11 protein-coding genes and 1 pseudogene are annotated in these 13,117 nt (G+C 74.3%); 4 read left to right on the top strand and 8 right to left on the bottom strand.

Annotation, left to right across the window (positions count from 1 at the left end):
* Position 1: 1 nt before the first annotated feature.
* The 3 genes from BLW85_RS35020 to BLW85_RS35030 form a co-directional block, all read right to left on the bottom strand.
* On the bottom strand, positions 2-2,227 hold the full coding sequence (locus BLW85_RS35020) for an NHLP family bacteriocin export ABC transporter peptidase/permease/ATPase subunit (RefSeq protein ID WP_070023310.1): 2,226 nt from the start codon (positions 2,225-2,227) through the stop codon (positions 2-4).
* Complete coding sequence (locus tag BLW85_RS35025) at positions 2,224-3,027, bottom strand: HlyD family efflux transporter periplasmic adaptor subunit (protein WP_074995337.1); 804 nt, start codon at positions 3,025-3,027, stop codon at positions 2,224-2,226. Before BLW85_RS35025 ends, BLW85_RS35020 begins: the two co-directional genes overlap by 4 nt.
* Before the next feature lie 102 nt (positions 3,028-3,129).
* Complete coding sequence (locus BLW85_RS35030; protein WP_070023312.1) at positions 3,130-3,345, bottom strand: hypothetical protein; 216 nt, start codon at positions 3,343-3,345, stop codon at positions 3,130-3,132.
* A gap of 1,017 nt (positions 3,346-4,362) precedes the next feature.
* On the opposite strand from BLW85_RS35030, the pseudogene BLW85_RS40820 reads away from it, so the two are divergent.
* Positions 4,363-4,551, top strand: a pseudogene (locus BLW85_RS40820) (LuxR C-terminal-related transcriptional regulator); the annotation flags it as partial.
* On the opposite strand, the gene BLW85_RS35040 reads toward BLW85_RS40820, so the two are convergent.
* From BLW85_RS35040 to lanKC, 4 genes are all read right to left on the bottom strand, one after another.
* Entirely contained in the window at positions 4,477-6,384 is a 1,908-nt protein-coding gene (locus BLW85_RS35040) for an ATP-binding cassette domain-containing protein (protein ID WP_341867958.1), read from the bottom strand. The pseudogene BLW85_RS40820 and the gene BLW85_RS35040 overlap by 75 nt on opposite strands.
* The gene (locus BLW85_RS35045; protein ID WP_074995340.1) at positions 6,381-8,150 is read right to left on the bottom strand and encodes an ABC transporter transmembrane domain-containing protein; all 1,770 of its coding nucleotides are present in this window, start codon (positions 8,148-8,150) and stop codon (positions 6,381-6,383) included. The genes BLW85_RS35040 and BLW85_RS35045 overlap by 4 nt, the downstream gene beginning before the upstream one ends.
* A gap of 89 nt (positions 8,151-8,239) precedes the next feature.
* Positions 8,240-8,356, bottom strand: coding sequence for a SapB/AmfS family lanthipeptide (locus BLW85_RS35050; protein WP_074995342.1), 117 nt, complete (start codon positions 8,354-8,356; stop codon positions 8,240-8,242).
* A gap of 39 nt (positions 8,357-8,395) precedes the next feature.
* A complete protein-coding gene (lanKC, locus tag BLW85_RS35055; protein WP_074995344.1) occupies positions 8,396-11,023 on the bottom strand; it encodes a class III lanthionine synthetase LanKC in 2,628 nt (875 codons plus the stop codon).
* A 198-nt stretch (positions 11,024-11,221) separates the two neighbouring features.
* Here lanKC and BLW85_RS35060 point away from each other — a divergent pair, with 198 nt between their 5' ends.
* The 3 genes from BLW85_RS35060 to BLW85_RS39640 all read left to right on the top strand — a co-directional run bounded on the left by BLW85_RS35060 (position 11,222) and on the right by BLW85_RS39640 (position 12,428).
* On the top strand, positions 11,222-11,509 hold the full coding sequence (locus BLW85_RS35060; protein ID WP_074995347.1) for a hypothetical protein: 288 nt from the start codon (positions 11,222-11,224) through the stop codon (positions 11,507-11,509).
* 245 nt (positions 11,510-11,754) lie between these two features.
* On the top strand, positions 11,755-12,123 hold the full coding sequence (locus BLW85_RS35065; protein WP_239697663.1) for a DUF6479 family protein: 369 nt from the start codon (positions 11,755-11,757) through the stop codon (positions 12,121-12,123).
* A 131-nt stretch (positions 12,124-12,254) separates the two neighbouring features.
* Entirely contained in the window at positions 12,255-12,428 is a 174-nt protein-coding gene (locus BLW85_RS39640) for a hypothetical protein (protein WP_208624997.1), read from the top strand.
* 64 nt (positions 12,429-12,492) lie between these two features.
* Here BLW85_RS39640 and BLW85_RS35070 read toward each other — a convergent pair whose 3' ends face one another.
* A complete protein-coding gene (locus tag BLW85_RS35070) occupies positions 12,493-13,077 on the bottom strand; it encodes a hydrolase (RefSeq protein WP_070023318.1) in 585 nt (194 codons plus the stop codon).
* Between the last annotated feature and the right edge of the window lie 40 nt (positions 13,078-13,117).

The raw sequence follows: 13,117 nt of genomic DNA on the forward strand, positions 1-13,117 counted from the left end.
CTCACCGCTCCCTGACCAGCGCCGCGTACGCGCCGCCGCGCGCCACCAGCTCCTCGTGCCGTCCGCGCTCGACCACCGTGCCGTGCTGGAGCACCACGATCTCGTCGCTGTCGCGGACCGTGCTCAGCCGGTGCGCGATCACCACGCAGGCGCAGCCGCGGCGGCGCAGGTTGTCCATCACCACCAGCTCGGTCTCCGCGTCCAGCGCGCTGGTCACCTCGTCGAGGACGAGGATGCTCGGCCGGCGCACCAACGCGCGTGCGATCTCCAGGCGTTGGCGCTGTCCGCCGGAGAAGTTGCGGCCGTCCTGCTCGACCTTGCCGTGGATGCCGCCGGGGCGGCGCGCCACCACGTCGTAGAGAGCCGCGTCCTTCAGCGCCTCGACCACCGCCTCGTCGGGGATCGACGGGTCCCACAGGGCGACGTTGTCGCGGACCGAGCCCTCGAAGAGGAACACCTCCTGGTCCACGAAGGAGACGGAGGCGGCGAGCGCGCCGCGCGGGATGTCCTCCAGGCGCCGGCCGTCGATGCGGATCACCCCGTCCCAGGGGGCGTACAGGCCCGAAATGAGCCGGGACACCGTGGACTTGCCGCTGCCCGAGCCGCCGACCAGGGCCACCTGCTGCCCGGGGCCCACGGTCAGGTCGAAGCCGGTCAGCAGCGGCTTGTCCAGGGGGCTGTAGCCGAAGGTGACGTTCTCCAGCTCGACATGGCCGTGCAGCCGGCGCGTGGACTCGCCCGTGCCGGGCCGGCCGTAGAGCGGGTCGGCCTGGAAGTTCTCCACGTCCTTGAGCCGGGCCACGTCGGCCGCGAAGTCCTGGATGCGGCCCGCGACCGAGTTGAGCCGGGTCAGCGGCGCGGTGAAGCGGGTGACCAGCGCCTGGAAGGCCACCAGCAGGCCCACCGAGATGTGTCCCTCGACCGCGCGCAGACCGCCGATCCACAGGATCAGCGCGCTGTTGAACGTGGCCAGGGTCGGCGCGACCACCCCGAGCCAGGCGCTCGGTACCCCGAGCCGCTGCTGTTCCTCCAGCGTGGTGGCGTGCTGCCCCGCCCACTTGCGGAAGTAGCCGTCCTCGCCGCCGGTCGCCTTCATCGTCTCGATCAACTGGAGCCCGGTGTAGGCGGTGTTGGTCAGCCGTGCGGTGTCGGCGCGCAGCTTGGCGGTGCGGGTCGCGCGCAGCCGTACGACCAGCCGCATGGCGACGATGTTCAGCAGGGCGACGCCGATGCCGAGGAACGTCAGCTGGGGGTCGTAGGTGTAGAGCAGCACCGCGTACAGCACCACCACGACCGCGTCCACGCCGGCCGCCGCGAGGTCGCGGGCCAGCGTCTCCGCCACCTGGTCGTTGGACTGGAGCCGCTGCACCAGGTCGGCCGGGGAGCGCTGGGCGAAGAACGTCACCGGCAGCCGCAGCAGATGGCGCAGGAAGCGGGCGCTGGTCAGGGTCGAGGAGATGATCCGGCCGTGCAGCAGATTGGCCTGCTGGAGCCAGGTCAGCACCAGTGTGAGCAGCACACAGGCGGCCATGGCGGCGAACAGCACGCCCAGCAGCGAGGTCTGTCCGCCGATCAGGAACATGTCGATGTACGTGCGGCTGAGCGCCGGTACGGCCGCCCCGACCGCGACGAGGAGCAGGCTGGCCAGCACCGCGGCGGGCAGGGTGCCGGCGGTGCCGCGCAGCCGGGCGGGCATGGCGCCGAGCACTCCCGGCCGGCGTCCGCCGCGGGTGAAGTCCTCGCCGGGCTCCAGCACCAGGACGACACCGGTGAAGCTGCCGTCGAACTCCTCCAGGGGCACGAAACGGCGGCCCTTGGCCGGGTCGTTGATGTGGATGCCGCGCCGGCCGAGTCGGCGGCCCATGCCGTCGTAGACGACGTAGTGGTTGAACTCCCAGAACAGGATGGCCGGGGCGCGCACCTCGGCGAGGGCGGCCAGGTCCATCTGCATGCCCTTGGCGGTCAGGCCGTAACTGCGGGCCGCCTTCAGCAGGTTGCTGGCGCGCGAGCCGTCCCGGGAGACACCGCAGGCGATGCGCAGCTCCTCCAGCGGGACGTGTCGTCCGTAGTGGCCGAGGACCATCGCGAGGGAGGCGGCACCGCACTCGACGGCCTCCATCTGGAGCACCGTCGGGGTGCGGACGCCGCCGGTACGGGGCTTGGGGGCCGGACGCCGGGCGGGGGCCGCGCGTCTGCGGCCACGGGTTTCCTGCGGGGTGGGCGTCACGGGAGCAGCCAATCGACGGGGTGCTGGTCGGCCAGCCTGATCGAGGCGGTGGCGAGGGTCATGGAGTCCAGCCGGAACGGTGGTCCGTCGCTGGTGGACCACCGGTAGCCGCTCGTGGTGCGCGACTCGGTCAGCCGTACGGTGACGGCGACCGGGCGGCCGCTGCGGGTGAACTGCCGGCCGAGCTGGTCGTCGCCGAGGAACGCGGCGATCGACCGGTCGGACTGCGCGGCGCGGTCCACCTGGCGCACCTGGCCGCGCAGCACGCCGTAGCGCTGGGCGGGCACCGAGGAGACGGTGAGGTCGACGGCGGCGTGCGCCGGGATGGCGGCGGCGTTCTGGGCGGGGACGTACACGGTCGCGTACAGCGGGTCGTCCGCGTGGCCGACCTTCTCGACGGCGGCCACGTCGGTGCCGGTCTGCACGATCTGCCCGATGGTGGCGGCGAGCGTGGTGACGCGGCCCGCGGCGACCGTGCGGACCACCGAATCCCCGCGCGGGGTGCGGACCTTGAGCACGGGCGCGGACGCGGGCAGGCGTTCGCCCTGCCGGGCCAGCACGGCCGTCACCTGACCGGCCACGGGGCTCTGGAGCACGTAACTGCCCTGCCCGTGGGTGAGAATGGCCGGTGCGCTCACCGTGGAGGCGACGGAACCGGTCACCGCCCACACGGAGGCCGCGGCCATGACGACGACGGTGACGCCGAGCGCCAGCCAGCCCTGCGGGCGGGCGAGCCGCACCGGGAGGTCCAGCTCCTGGGGCGACTGGAGCTTGGCGAGGGCCTGTTGGCGGAACTGCACGGAACTTCCCTCACCTGAAGGACGGACGCGGGTGTGCCAGGGCATCCGAGAGCCCCGGAGCCGGGGGACGGCTCCGGGACACTCGGGTGGTGCGAGGTGCGATCAGAGACCGGCGACCAGGTTGGTGACCGGGGCCACGTTCAGGCCGGTGACACCCTCGACGGTGCCGATGGCCGTGCCGGCCAGCTCGGAAACCGGGGCGATGCCGTTGACGGCACCGGTCACGGTGTTGAGGGCGTTCACCTGGAGACCGCCGGAGACGGCGTCCAGCTCGGCGTCGGCGATCTCGGCGGTCTGGACCTGGGGGGTGGAGTTCATGATGGAACTTCCCTTCATATGGATATTCACAAGGGGGGAAGCGGCGCTCTGCTGGATACAGAGGGAGTGCCGCGGCCGCGGGCGGCGGGCGCCGTCGCCGGGGCCCGTCGGCCCCCGCGGTGCGATGGATCAAAGCACGCACGCGGCGCGCGCTTCCAATCAACCAGGGCTCTCACCTGGGAACTTGATCCATAACGGGGTTCATCCGTGCAGGCGTGGACACGGCTTGTCGGCGACTTTTTCACATGCCGCACGGCATCGTCGCGGACACAGCCTTGCCCCGGTGCCGTGCGTCGGGCATGTCGCGCGTTTCGGACGGTTCAGGGGCGCGCGGATGTGCAGAACCGCTGACCGCGGTGCCTTCGTTGAGCATTCAATGTGCAGATTCGCTGAAGCAGCGGTTCCGGTATGCGACCAATACTGACTGTTACTGAACGATTCCATAGGGTGTTCGATCGGAACGCGATCGGGTACCCCGGTCGGTCTGCCTCATGCCACCCCAACGGTTGCGCGTCACGGCGTACAAGCGCTTCATATGCGCCCCCGCGCAACTCGATGGCCGGTTCTCCGCGCCCGCGAGGGCTGACGGCCGCCAACAATGGGGCACGCGCGTAACGAGCCGGAATCGAGCACAGGATCTTCACGACCACGAACAAGTACGGCGAGCCGAGGGGGCGGACAGTGATCCGGGTTTTGCTGGTGCACGATGCGTGTCTGGTGCGATCGGTCCTGGCGGAATGGCTGCGCCGGGAACCCGGGCTGGACGTGGAGGACACGCCGTGGCGCGGCGCCGGAGCCCGGGTGCGGTCCTTATGTCCCGACGTCTGCGCGGCCGACCTCGACTGTGCCGAGGGGAACGGGGTGCCGCCGCTCGCCGAACTCTGTCCGCCCGGCAGCGGCGGCAGGCCCCCCGCGCTGGTGGTGCTCGCCCACGCCAGCCGGCCGGGACTGCTGAAGCGGGCCGCCGAGGCGGGCGCGCTGGGCTTCGTGGACAAGGCGGGCTCACCGGACCGGCTGGTGCGGGCCATCCGGTCGGTCGCCGAGAGGGAACGTTTCGTCGATGCCTCGCTGGGCTTCGGCTTCCTCAGGGCGGCGCAGATCCCGCTCACCAGACGGGAGTTGAGCGTGCTGTCACTCGCGGCCGGAGGAGCCTCCATCGCCGAGATCGCCGGCAGTCTGCATCTGTCCCACGGCACGGTCCGCAACTACATGGCCTCGATCACCCGCAAGACCGGCGCCCGCAATCGCGTCGACGCCATCCGCATATCCCGGGGCGAGGGCTGGGTCTGACCAGCCGCCGACCAGCTCCCGGTAGAGCGCGCAGGCACGCAGCAACTCCTCGTGGCCGCCGCAGGCGGTACGGGCCCCGTCCATGACCAGGATCCGGTCGGCGCGGCGCGCCGAGCTGATCCGGTGCGCCACGACGACCAGCGTGCCGCCCGGCCGGTTGGCGAAGGCCCGTTCGGCCCGCGCCTCGGCCGCCGGGTCGAGATGGCAGGTCGCCTCATCGAGCAGGGCGAGCGGGGCGGGGGAGAGATAGGCCCTGGTCAGCGCGATCAGCTGCCGCTCGCCGGCCGACAGGGCCGCCGGATCGACCGGCGCGCCGGGGCCGCCCAGCGTCCGCAGCAAGGGCGTCAGCCCGACCGCCTCGGCCGCCGCCAGCAACTCCGCCTCGGGCACCGGGCCCTCCCGGTACAGGGCCAGGTTCTCGGCGAGGGTCCCGCTGTGCACGTACGCCTCCTGCGGCACCAGCACCCGCGCCCCGGCCGCCTGCTCGACGGGCCGCCCGAACACCCGCACCGAGCCCCTGTCCGGCCGCAGCAGCCCCGCGACCAGCGCGGCGAGCGTCGACTTGCCGATGCCGCTGGGGCCCACCACGGCGAGGTGACCGCCCGCGGGCAGGTCGAGGTGGAAGCCGTCGAGGACGGGGGTGCTCGCGGGGCCGTAGGAGAAGGTGACGGCGGTGAGGGAGAGGGCGGGGAGCCGCGCCGGCCGCGGGGGGCGGCCGGCGGTGTCTTCGGCGTGTCGGCCACTCGGCCGCCGCTCCACGGATGCCTGTGCCTGTGCCTGTGCCTGTGCCTGTGCCGTCAGGCGGCGCAGGATCACCGTCAGGCGGGAGCCGCTGGTGCCCAGGCCGTGCACGAGGTTCTGGAGGGCGGGCAGCAGGGACTGGGTGACATAGGCGAGCGCGCCGACCAGGGCGCCCGGGGTGACGCCGTGGCCCAGCAGCCAGGGCGCGGTGACGAGCAGCAGCACCACCGGCAGCTGCCCGCCCACGGCCAGCGCGGCCACCCTGGTCACCCCCCAGCGGGCCAGCGCGTACGCCGCCCGCCGCTCCGCGCCGATCAGCTTCCCGGTGGCCTCGGCGACCCGTGCCTCCGCCCCGGCCGCCGTCACGTCCCGCAGCCCCGGGCACACCGTGCCCAGGTCCTCCGCCAGCGCCTCGTCGGCGGCGAGGAAAGCCTCCTGGCGGCGGGCCAGCGGGCGCAGCGTCACCGCGAACAGGGCGGTTCCGGCCAGCAGTGGCGGCACCACCACCGCCAGCAGCAACGGATCCAGCGAGCACAGGCCGATCAGCGCGCCGACGGAGGTGAACAGGAACGAGCGGGAGACCAGCACCACGCCGGCGAGGGCGTCACGGGCCAGCTCCACCTGCTGGGTCAGCCCGGACAGCGCCCCGGCGTCGCCCTCCCGGATGCCCCGGGCCACCACGCCCCGCACCAGCCGGTCCCGGACCGGTTCGACCAGTGCGGCGACGGCGCCGTACACCCGCCCGGTGCCGTACGCCCCCGCCACCACGGCGAGCCCCGCGGCCCCGAGCCACAGCAGGCCCGCCCGCGTGTCCCCGGCCAGGAACCCGCCGTCCAGCGCCCGCGCCAGGGCGTACCCGAGCAGGAAGGTCTGCCCGGCCTCCAGCAGCGACCAGCCGGCCAGCCGGGCGAGAACCGGCCACCCGGTCCGCAGCACCGCCGGCCACCGCGCGGCGAGGGCCACCCGCCACGACACGCGCACCGCCCGCCCCTCCGGTACGTCCGTCATGCCCGTGCCTCCGCCCCGTCCCGCGGGTCCCGCCCGCCCCCGGGCCCCTCGTCCTCGGCCTCTTCCCCGGCTTCTTCACCGGCCTCGAACACCGCCCGGTACTCCGCCTGCCGCCACAGCTCCCGGTGCGGCCCCACCGCCCGCACCCGCCCCCCGTCCAGCCAGGCCACCGTGTCCGCGCGCGCCGCCGTCGCCGCGCGGTGGGCGATCAGCAGCCGGGTCGGGCCCGGGCCGGGGGCCAGGAGGGAGCGGGTGATGTGGCGTTCGGTGATGGTGTCCAGGCTGGAGAGGGCGTCGTCGAGGATCAGCAGACGGCCGCCGTGCGCGAACGCCCGTGCGAGGCCCAGCCGTTGGGACTCCCCGCCGGAGCGCGGGGCGTCGAAGAGGCGGGTCGCGTAGCCGTGCGGCAGCCGGCGCACGAAGTCGTCCGCGCAGGCCCGGCGGGCGGCCGCGCGGACGGCGGCGGGCGAGGGGGCGGCGAGGCCGAAGCCCAGGGTGTCCTCGACCGTCGTACCCAGCAGCGCGGGCCGCTCGAAGGCGTAGCCGACCGCGCCGCGCAGCTCGGCGTGGCGGAGGTCGCGCAGCGGCACGCCGTCGAGGCGCACCTCGCCCGCGTCCGGGTCGGTGAGCCGCCCGGCCACCTCCGCCAGCAGGGACTTCCCGGCGCCGGAGCGGCCGACCACGGCCAGCGCCGTGCCGCCCGGCACGACCAGGTCCACCCCGTCCAGCACGGTGCGCCCACCGCGTTCGGCCCGCACGCCCCGCAGTTCCAGACGGCCGGGCCCCGGCGGCAGGCCCCCGGTGCCGTGCGCCGGTGCGGCCTCGGCCAGCACCTCGGCGAGCCGCGCGGTCGCGGCACGCGCCCGGCCGAGCGCGGCCAGCTGGCCGACCAGGACGCCGACGCCCGTGGCGAGCACCGCGTACCGGGAGGCGGCCAGCAACTCACCTACCGACACGTGGTGTTGGGACAAACGTATGCCGGCCACCGCCAGCACCCCCAGGTTCAGCAGCGGTGCCACGGTGACCGCCTGGGCGGCCGCCCGCCCCTGCACCCGCCACATCCGGTGCCCCGAGGCGGAGAGCCGGGGCAGCGGGGCGAGGACACGCGCGGCCTCGCGGTCCCCGGCGCCCGCGGCGCGGATCGTGCGGTGCCCGCCGACCGCCTCCGCGAGTCCGGTCGCGATGGTGCCCTGCACCCGCTGGTAGTCGGCGGCGCAGGCCGAGGTGTCCCGGGCGAAGGCGCGCAGCAGCAGGGCCAGCACCGGGGCGCCGGCCAGCAGCACCGCCGCGAGCCACGGATCGATGAGCCAGAGCGCCACCACGCCCCCGACGGGCCCCGCGAGCGCGGCGAGCAGCGCGGCGAGCGCGCCCGGCGCCGTTCCGGCCTGCGCGGTCCCGCCGACCAGCCGTGCCACCAGGTCACCGGCGCCGAACCGGCCGGTGGCGCGCGGCCCCAGGGCCAGCACGTGTTCCGTCACCCGGCGGCGCAGCCAGGCCGTGGACCGTGCGCCGAGCGTGCCGCCCAGCACTTCCGTGGCCGCCTCCAGCACGGCGGCCAGCAGGACCAGGGCCGCACAGCACACCAGCCAGCGGGCGGCCGGGGCGTGCGCGAGCAGCAGGTCCAGGGTGTGGCCGAGCGCGGCCGGCAGCAGCAGGCCGGCGGCCGTCGCCGCCGTGTTCGCCGCGCACAGCGCGGCGGCGCGGGCACCACTGTGCCGCAGCACCGCGTGCGGCAGACGGCCGGGAGTCTTGTCGAAGGTGGTCATCTGCTGCCGCCTCACTCGGATCGGGCCGGAATGGCGCGCGAAGGCTCCGGGCGCCCCTCACGGGTCGCCCGGAGCCGTTCACCGCCCGGTCAGAGGCAGAGCAGCGTGCTCACCGCGGAGACACAGGAGAGCAGGCTCAGCGTGCTGGCGCCGCCGCCGCCGTTGTGCTCGTCGGACTCCAGGGCCTGCAGATCGAGAAGTGCCATGATCGTTGTCCTTTCCCTTGATTCGGGGACGGGGATGTGTCACGACTCCGTCGGTGCGGAGCCGCGTATCGGGGCCGCCGGTGGCGGCGGGAGGAAGGGCAGGTGCGCGGTGCGCCCGCCGTCCAGGGCCGACGAGAGGGCGAGCAGACAGCCCGCGGTCCCGGTGGCGAGGTCCATGGACAGGCGCATCATCTGGTGCCCGGGGAAGGCCAGTTGGCCCTGATAGCTCATGGCGGACCAGCCCAGCGCCTCGATCTGCCGCGTCAGCCGCTGGGGGGTGGCCCCCGGAGCGCCGCTGCGGGCGAGGTGCAGGATCATCCCGGCACGGCCCTGGAACAGGCCGGGCTGGGCGTAGAAGCGTGAGGTGGCCGAGGTGAGGATGCCGTCCCGGGCGCGTGCGAACTCGCCGTCAGGATCGGGCACTTTGGCTGCCAGGAGGTCGTCCAGGACCATGCCGATCCCGGCGCTGCCGTCGCCGAGGTACGGCAGCGTCCGCCAGCCCTCGTCGACTTCGAGGCCGCCGGTCACCTCCTGGCGGACGCACATGGCCAGGTCCCGGCGCAGCGCCTCGGCCGCGCTCACCAACAGGTGCTCCTCGCCCGTCCGTTCGTAGCACCGGAGCAGGAACAGCGCGGGTCCGGTGGCGCCGCGCAGCAGGCCGGCCCGGCGGCGCGGCGTGTCCGGCACCGGTTCGGCGAGGCGCCGTACGAGGATCTCGGCGGCCTCCGCGGCATGCGCCCGCAGCGCGGACTCGCCGGTGGTGCCCGCGAGGTGGTCCAGGACCAGGCCCAGCCCCGCGAGCCCGCCGTGCAGCTCGGCGGACAGGCCGCGCCAGTTCTCCCGCAGCACGCCCTCCACCAGGTCCAATGCCCTTTGCCGGTGGCCGAGTCCGTCGAGGAAGAGGGCCACGCCCGCGAGCCCGTCGTACAGGCCGAGCGGGGTGCCGGGCGGTGGCGGCGCGGTGTGGTCCAGCAGCCAGCGCTCACCCTCCTCGTACCGGGCGGCCCCGGCGGCGCGCAGCGCGTACAGCACCCCGGCCGCGCCGTGCGCGAGCCCGAGGCCGCCGCCGTCGGAGAACTGGGCGATGTCACCGGGGAACAGCCGGTCGTCGCGCTCGGGCGTGGCGGAGGCGAGCACCGCCTTCACCATCGAGTCCCTGCTGTAGGGCCAGTCGCCCGGCACCACCGGCGGCGCGGGCCGGCTGCGCCGCGCCGCGCGTTCCCCGGGGGCCCGGGTGATCTCGGCGACCGCCTCGTCAAGGAAGGCGCGCGGCACGTCCGGGAACTCCCCGGCGATCACCTCCGCCAGGTGCGCCGCCTTGCCCCGGTCCACCACGAACAGCGTGGTCACCGGCAGGAAGAGGGCGAGCCGCAGACAGGCGAGCGCGTAGCGGTCGACGTCCGTGCCACGGCGGTCCGGCGGCGCGAAGAACCCCGGATTGGCCACCGTCTGCCGGGCGTTGTCCGTGGCCGGGGCGGCGGCCTCGAAGTCGATGAGGAACACCGACTCCTCGTCCGGCGCCACCATGATGTTGAAGACGTGCAGGTCGTTGAAGACCAGTCCGCGCGCGTGCACCGCCGCCACCGCCCGCTCCACCGCCGCGTGGATGCGCAGCGCCCACGCCGTGTACGCGGCCACCTTCGCCGGGTCGGGGTCGGCGGTGAGCAGCGGATGCCGTTCGGCGAAGAAGGAGTTGAGGGGGCGCCCGTCCAGGAAGTCCATGACCAGGAACCGGTGGTCGCCGAGGGTGAACCAGTCCCGTACCTCGGGCACCACCCCGGTCCCGGCGACCCGCTCCAGCGCCGCCTTCTCCCGCTCCAGCCGGGCCACCGCGTCCGCGCCGTCGGCGGCCAGCCCCGCGTGCGGCCGGGCCTCCTTCAGCACCACCCGGCGTCCGTCGCGGGTGTCCGTACCGGCGTACACCCCACCGCCGTTGGAGAAGTGCAGCGCCTTCTCGATGCGGTACGGCAGCTCGCCCACCGTCGTGGTGTTGCGTGCCGCGAGGTGCGGGCGCAGGAACTCCGGCAGCGTCACCCACTCCGGCACCTGGAAGGACGGCGCCCGCCGGTCCGGCACCAGACGACCCGTGCCGTCCTCGACCGCCAGGACCAGCGTGCCGCGCTCGTCCACCACGTACCGGCGCGCGAAGGCGCCGTAGCGGACGTACAGCGGGCCCTCGCCCCAGCGCAGGTCGGTGAGGATGTACGGCCCCTGGAACCCTTCCAGCAGGACGCCCAACTCCTCCAGCACCCGCTGGAGTTGCTCCTCGCCGTCCGGGTAGACGGTGACGAACTTGCCGCTGGTGTCGCGGCCCGCGTACTTGGCGTTGCGCAGATGCAGCAGATGCGGGCCGGGCACGAACTTGAAGGGGATGCGGCGCGGCACGCAGTAGTCCCACACGATGCCGGCGATCTTCTCCGCGTTCTCCGCGGTGGCCGAGGAGTGGATCTTCCAGCCCTGGGCCGGTGCGGGCGGCGGCGTGCCGTCGGCGCCGAGCGGGGTCAGCGTCAGCCAGTCACCGCTGCGCGCGGCGCGCCAGCCGTCGGGGACGGTGCGGCGCGCCGTCGGGAACAGCGGCGCGGCCGTGCCGTCGGCCGCCGAGAGCCGGTCGGGCGTGTCGTAGAAGTGCCCGTCGGTCAGCGCGTACACCTCGTACCGCTTGTCCATGCGACTGCTCCGCCCCTCTCCTGGGTGACGGCTAGACACTCGCAGGAGCCGACCGGTCGCGGACAGTCACGTCTGTCACGAGAACACCGTGAGGAACGCACGAGTCAAGTTGTGTTCGGCGGCTTTCGAGTGGTCGGGCGGGACCGTGGCCGCGGGTTCGACAGGCGCGCCGACCGGACCCCGCCTAGATTCGATGGGGTGGCACACACCTTCGATGAACTGGTGCAGAAACAGCGGGCGGCCGACGCGGCCCACGCCACGGTCGAGGACCTGCGGGAGACCTACGGACCGCCGGCCGAGCGGGGCATGACCGGCGCCCAGTCGGGCACCTACGAGACCGCGCTGCGCGCCTGGCGCGACCTCGCCCGGGACGTGCAGGCCGCGCTGAGCGAGTACGCGAAGGAGACCGGCCGGCCGCGCGCCGACATCGAGGCCGAGGTGGAACGCGCCGCCGCCGACCAGGCCCACCGCCCACCGGCCGGCTGACACGGCCGGGCCGGAGGGGCAGGGCCCCGCCACGACCCGCCCGCACCCCGCGGGGCCCACATCCGTGCCGACCGAAGCCGCCCCCGCGCCCCTGGTTCTCGGGCAACGCGCCCCCGCGCCCCCGCTTCTCGGGCAACGCGCCTGCGCAGCCTCGGCGTCCCCTGCTTCGACAACGCACCCCCGCCGCCCCCGTATCGCTCGTCGCCTGCGGGTATTCGCTCGCGCGGCCCGGGTACCCGGCGTCCATGAACACTGCCATGTACGAAGCGGCCACCCGCTCACAGGTCTTCGGATACGTCCTCATCCTGGTCGTCGGCGCCGCCTGTGTCGGCGGGCTGATCTGGGCGTTCCGGCTGGGCTTCAAGGTGCGTCAGCGCGAACCCGCCCCGCCGCGCCCCGAGGAGCAGCCCAAGCTGCCGACGACCGGGCCGGTGCGCGAGAGTCGTGAGATGCGGGAGCCCGAGGACGTGCCGAAGGCCGCCGACGGGAACGAGCGGCTGACCCCCCACCAGCTCACCAACGTGCGCTCCCGGCGCGCCGACGACCAGCGTCGTCCGCGCTGGTCGCCCGGTTCCAGCGGGTCCTTCGGCGGCGGTGGCGGCGGCCGCACCTGACGGCCGCGCGGTCTGGCCGGGGTTTGCGGTCCGCCATGTGTGGGACCCGTCCCCGACAGCGGACACCAGACCCGCGCGGGGCCGGCGTTCCGGTCCCGTCGGCGCAGCACGCAGAGGGAAGATGACGCGACGTGATCGTGCGGACCACACGGAAGCCGGACGTGCCGGAGGGCGAGACGGGCTGGGCGCAGGCGCGCGGCCGGCGGGACCGGGGAGTGCGTACCTGCGTCCCCGCCGTCCTGGACCGCGCCGCCCGGCGGCCGGGGGAGGGTGCCGAGGACATCATCGTGCGCGGCGAGGACTGACCGGCACGCGCGGGCCCGGCCCCACACCGCGACGAGGCGGTGTGGGGCCGGGCCCGCGTGCGGTTCAGCCGTGGGTCTTGGCGAGCAGCTCCAGGATCTCCGCGGTCGTGCCGGTCTCGCCGAGCTTCGGGAAGATCTTCTCGACGCTGTGCGCGTGCGTCTGCGCGTCCCGGTCGGCCATCGCGTCCGTGGCGAGGGTGACGTTGTAGCCCAGGGCGTAGGCGTCGCGGGCGGTGGACTCGACGCCGATGCTGGTGGCGATGCCGGTCAGCACGATCTGGGTGACCCCGCGGCGGCGCAGCTGCACGTCCAGGTCGGTGCCGAACAGGGCGCTCCAGTTGTGCTTGGTGACCTGGATGTCGCCGTCGTGGCCGGTCAGTTCGTCGACGAGGACGTCCCAGCCCTCCGGGAAGGCCGCGCCGCCGCCCTGCTGCTCGGTGCGGCCGGGCATGGCGTCGGCGAAGTCGGCGGCGAAGGACACCCGGACGAGGACGACGGGCAGGTCGCGGGCGCGGAACGCGTCGGCCAGCCGCACCGAGCGGGCCAGGACGTCGGCGCCGGAGTGCGGCTGGGTGGGGGAGCCCACGATGCCGCGCTGGAGGTCGATGACGACGAGGGCGGTACGGGGGTCGAGCGTGGTGAGCGACATGAGTCGGCCAGGCCTTTCGGGGGGTGTTCTTCGGGGGTTC

The sequence above is a fragment of the Streptomyces misionensis genome (assembly GCF_900104815.1).
Classification (GTDB): domain Bacteria; phylum Actinomycetota; class Actinomycetes; order Streptomycetales; family Streptomycetaceae; genus Streptomyces; species Streptomyces misionensis.

Bases quoted from the DNA above. Each gene is read 5' to 3' on its own strand.
- lanKC (WP_074995344.1), bottom strand. From the start codon at position 11,023: ATGGACAAGCGGTACGAGGTGTACGCGCTGACCGACGGGCACTTCTAC.
- BLW85_RS35070 (WP_070023318.1), bottom strand. From the start codon at position 13,077: ATGTCGCTCACCACGCTCGACCCCCGTACCGCCCTCGTCGTCATCGAC.
- BLW85_RS35065 (WP_239697663.1), top strand. From the start codon at position 11,755: ATGAACACTGCCATGTACGAAGCGGCCACCCGCTCACAGGTCTTCGGA.
- BLW85_RS35050 (WP_074995342.1), bottom strand. From the start codon at position 8,356: ATGGCACTTCTCGATCTGCAGGCCCTGGAGTCCGACGAGCACAACGGC.
- BLW85_RS35040 (WP_341867958.1), bottom strand. From the start codon at position 6,384: ATGACGGACGTACCGGAGGGGCGGGCGGTGCGCGTGTCGTGGCGGGTG.
- BLW85_RS35030 (WP_070023312.1), bottom strand. From the start codon at position 3,345: ATGAACTCCACCCCCCAGGTCCAGACCGCCGAGATCGCCGACGCCGAG.
- BLW85_RS35045 (WP_074995340.1), bottom strand. From the start codon at position 8,150: ATGACCACCTTCGACAAGACTCCCGGCCGTCTGCCGCACGCGGTGCTG.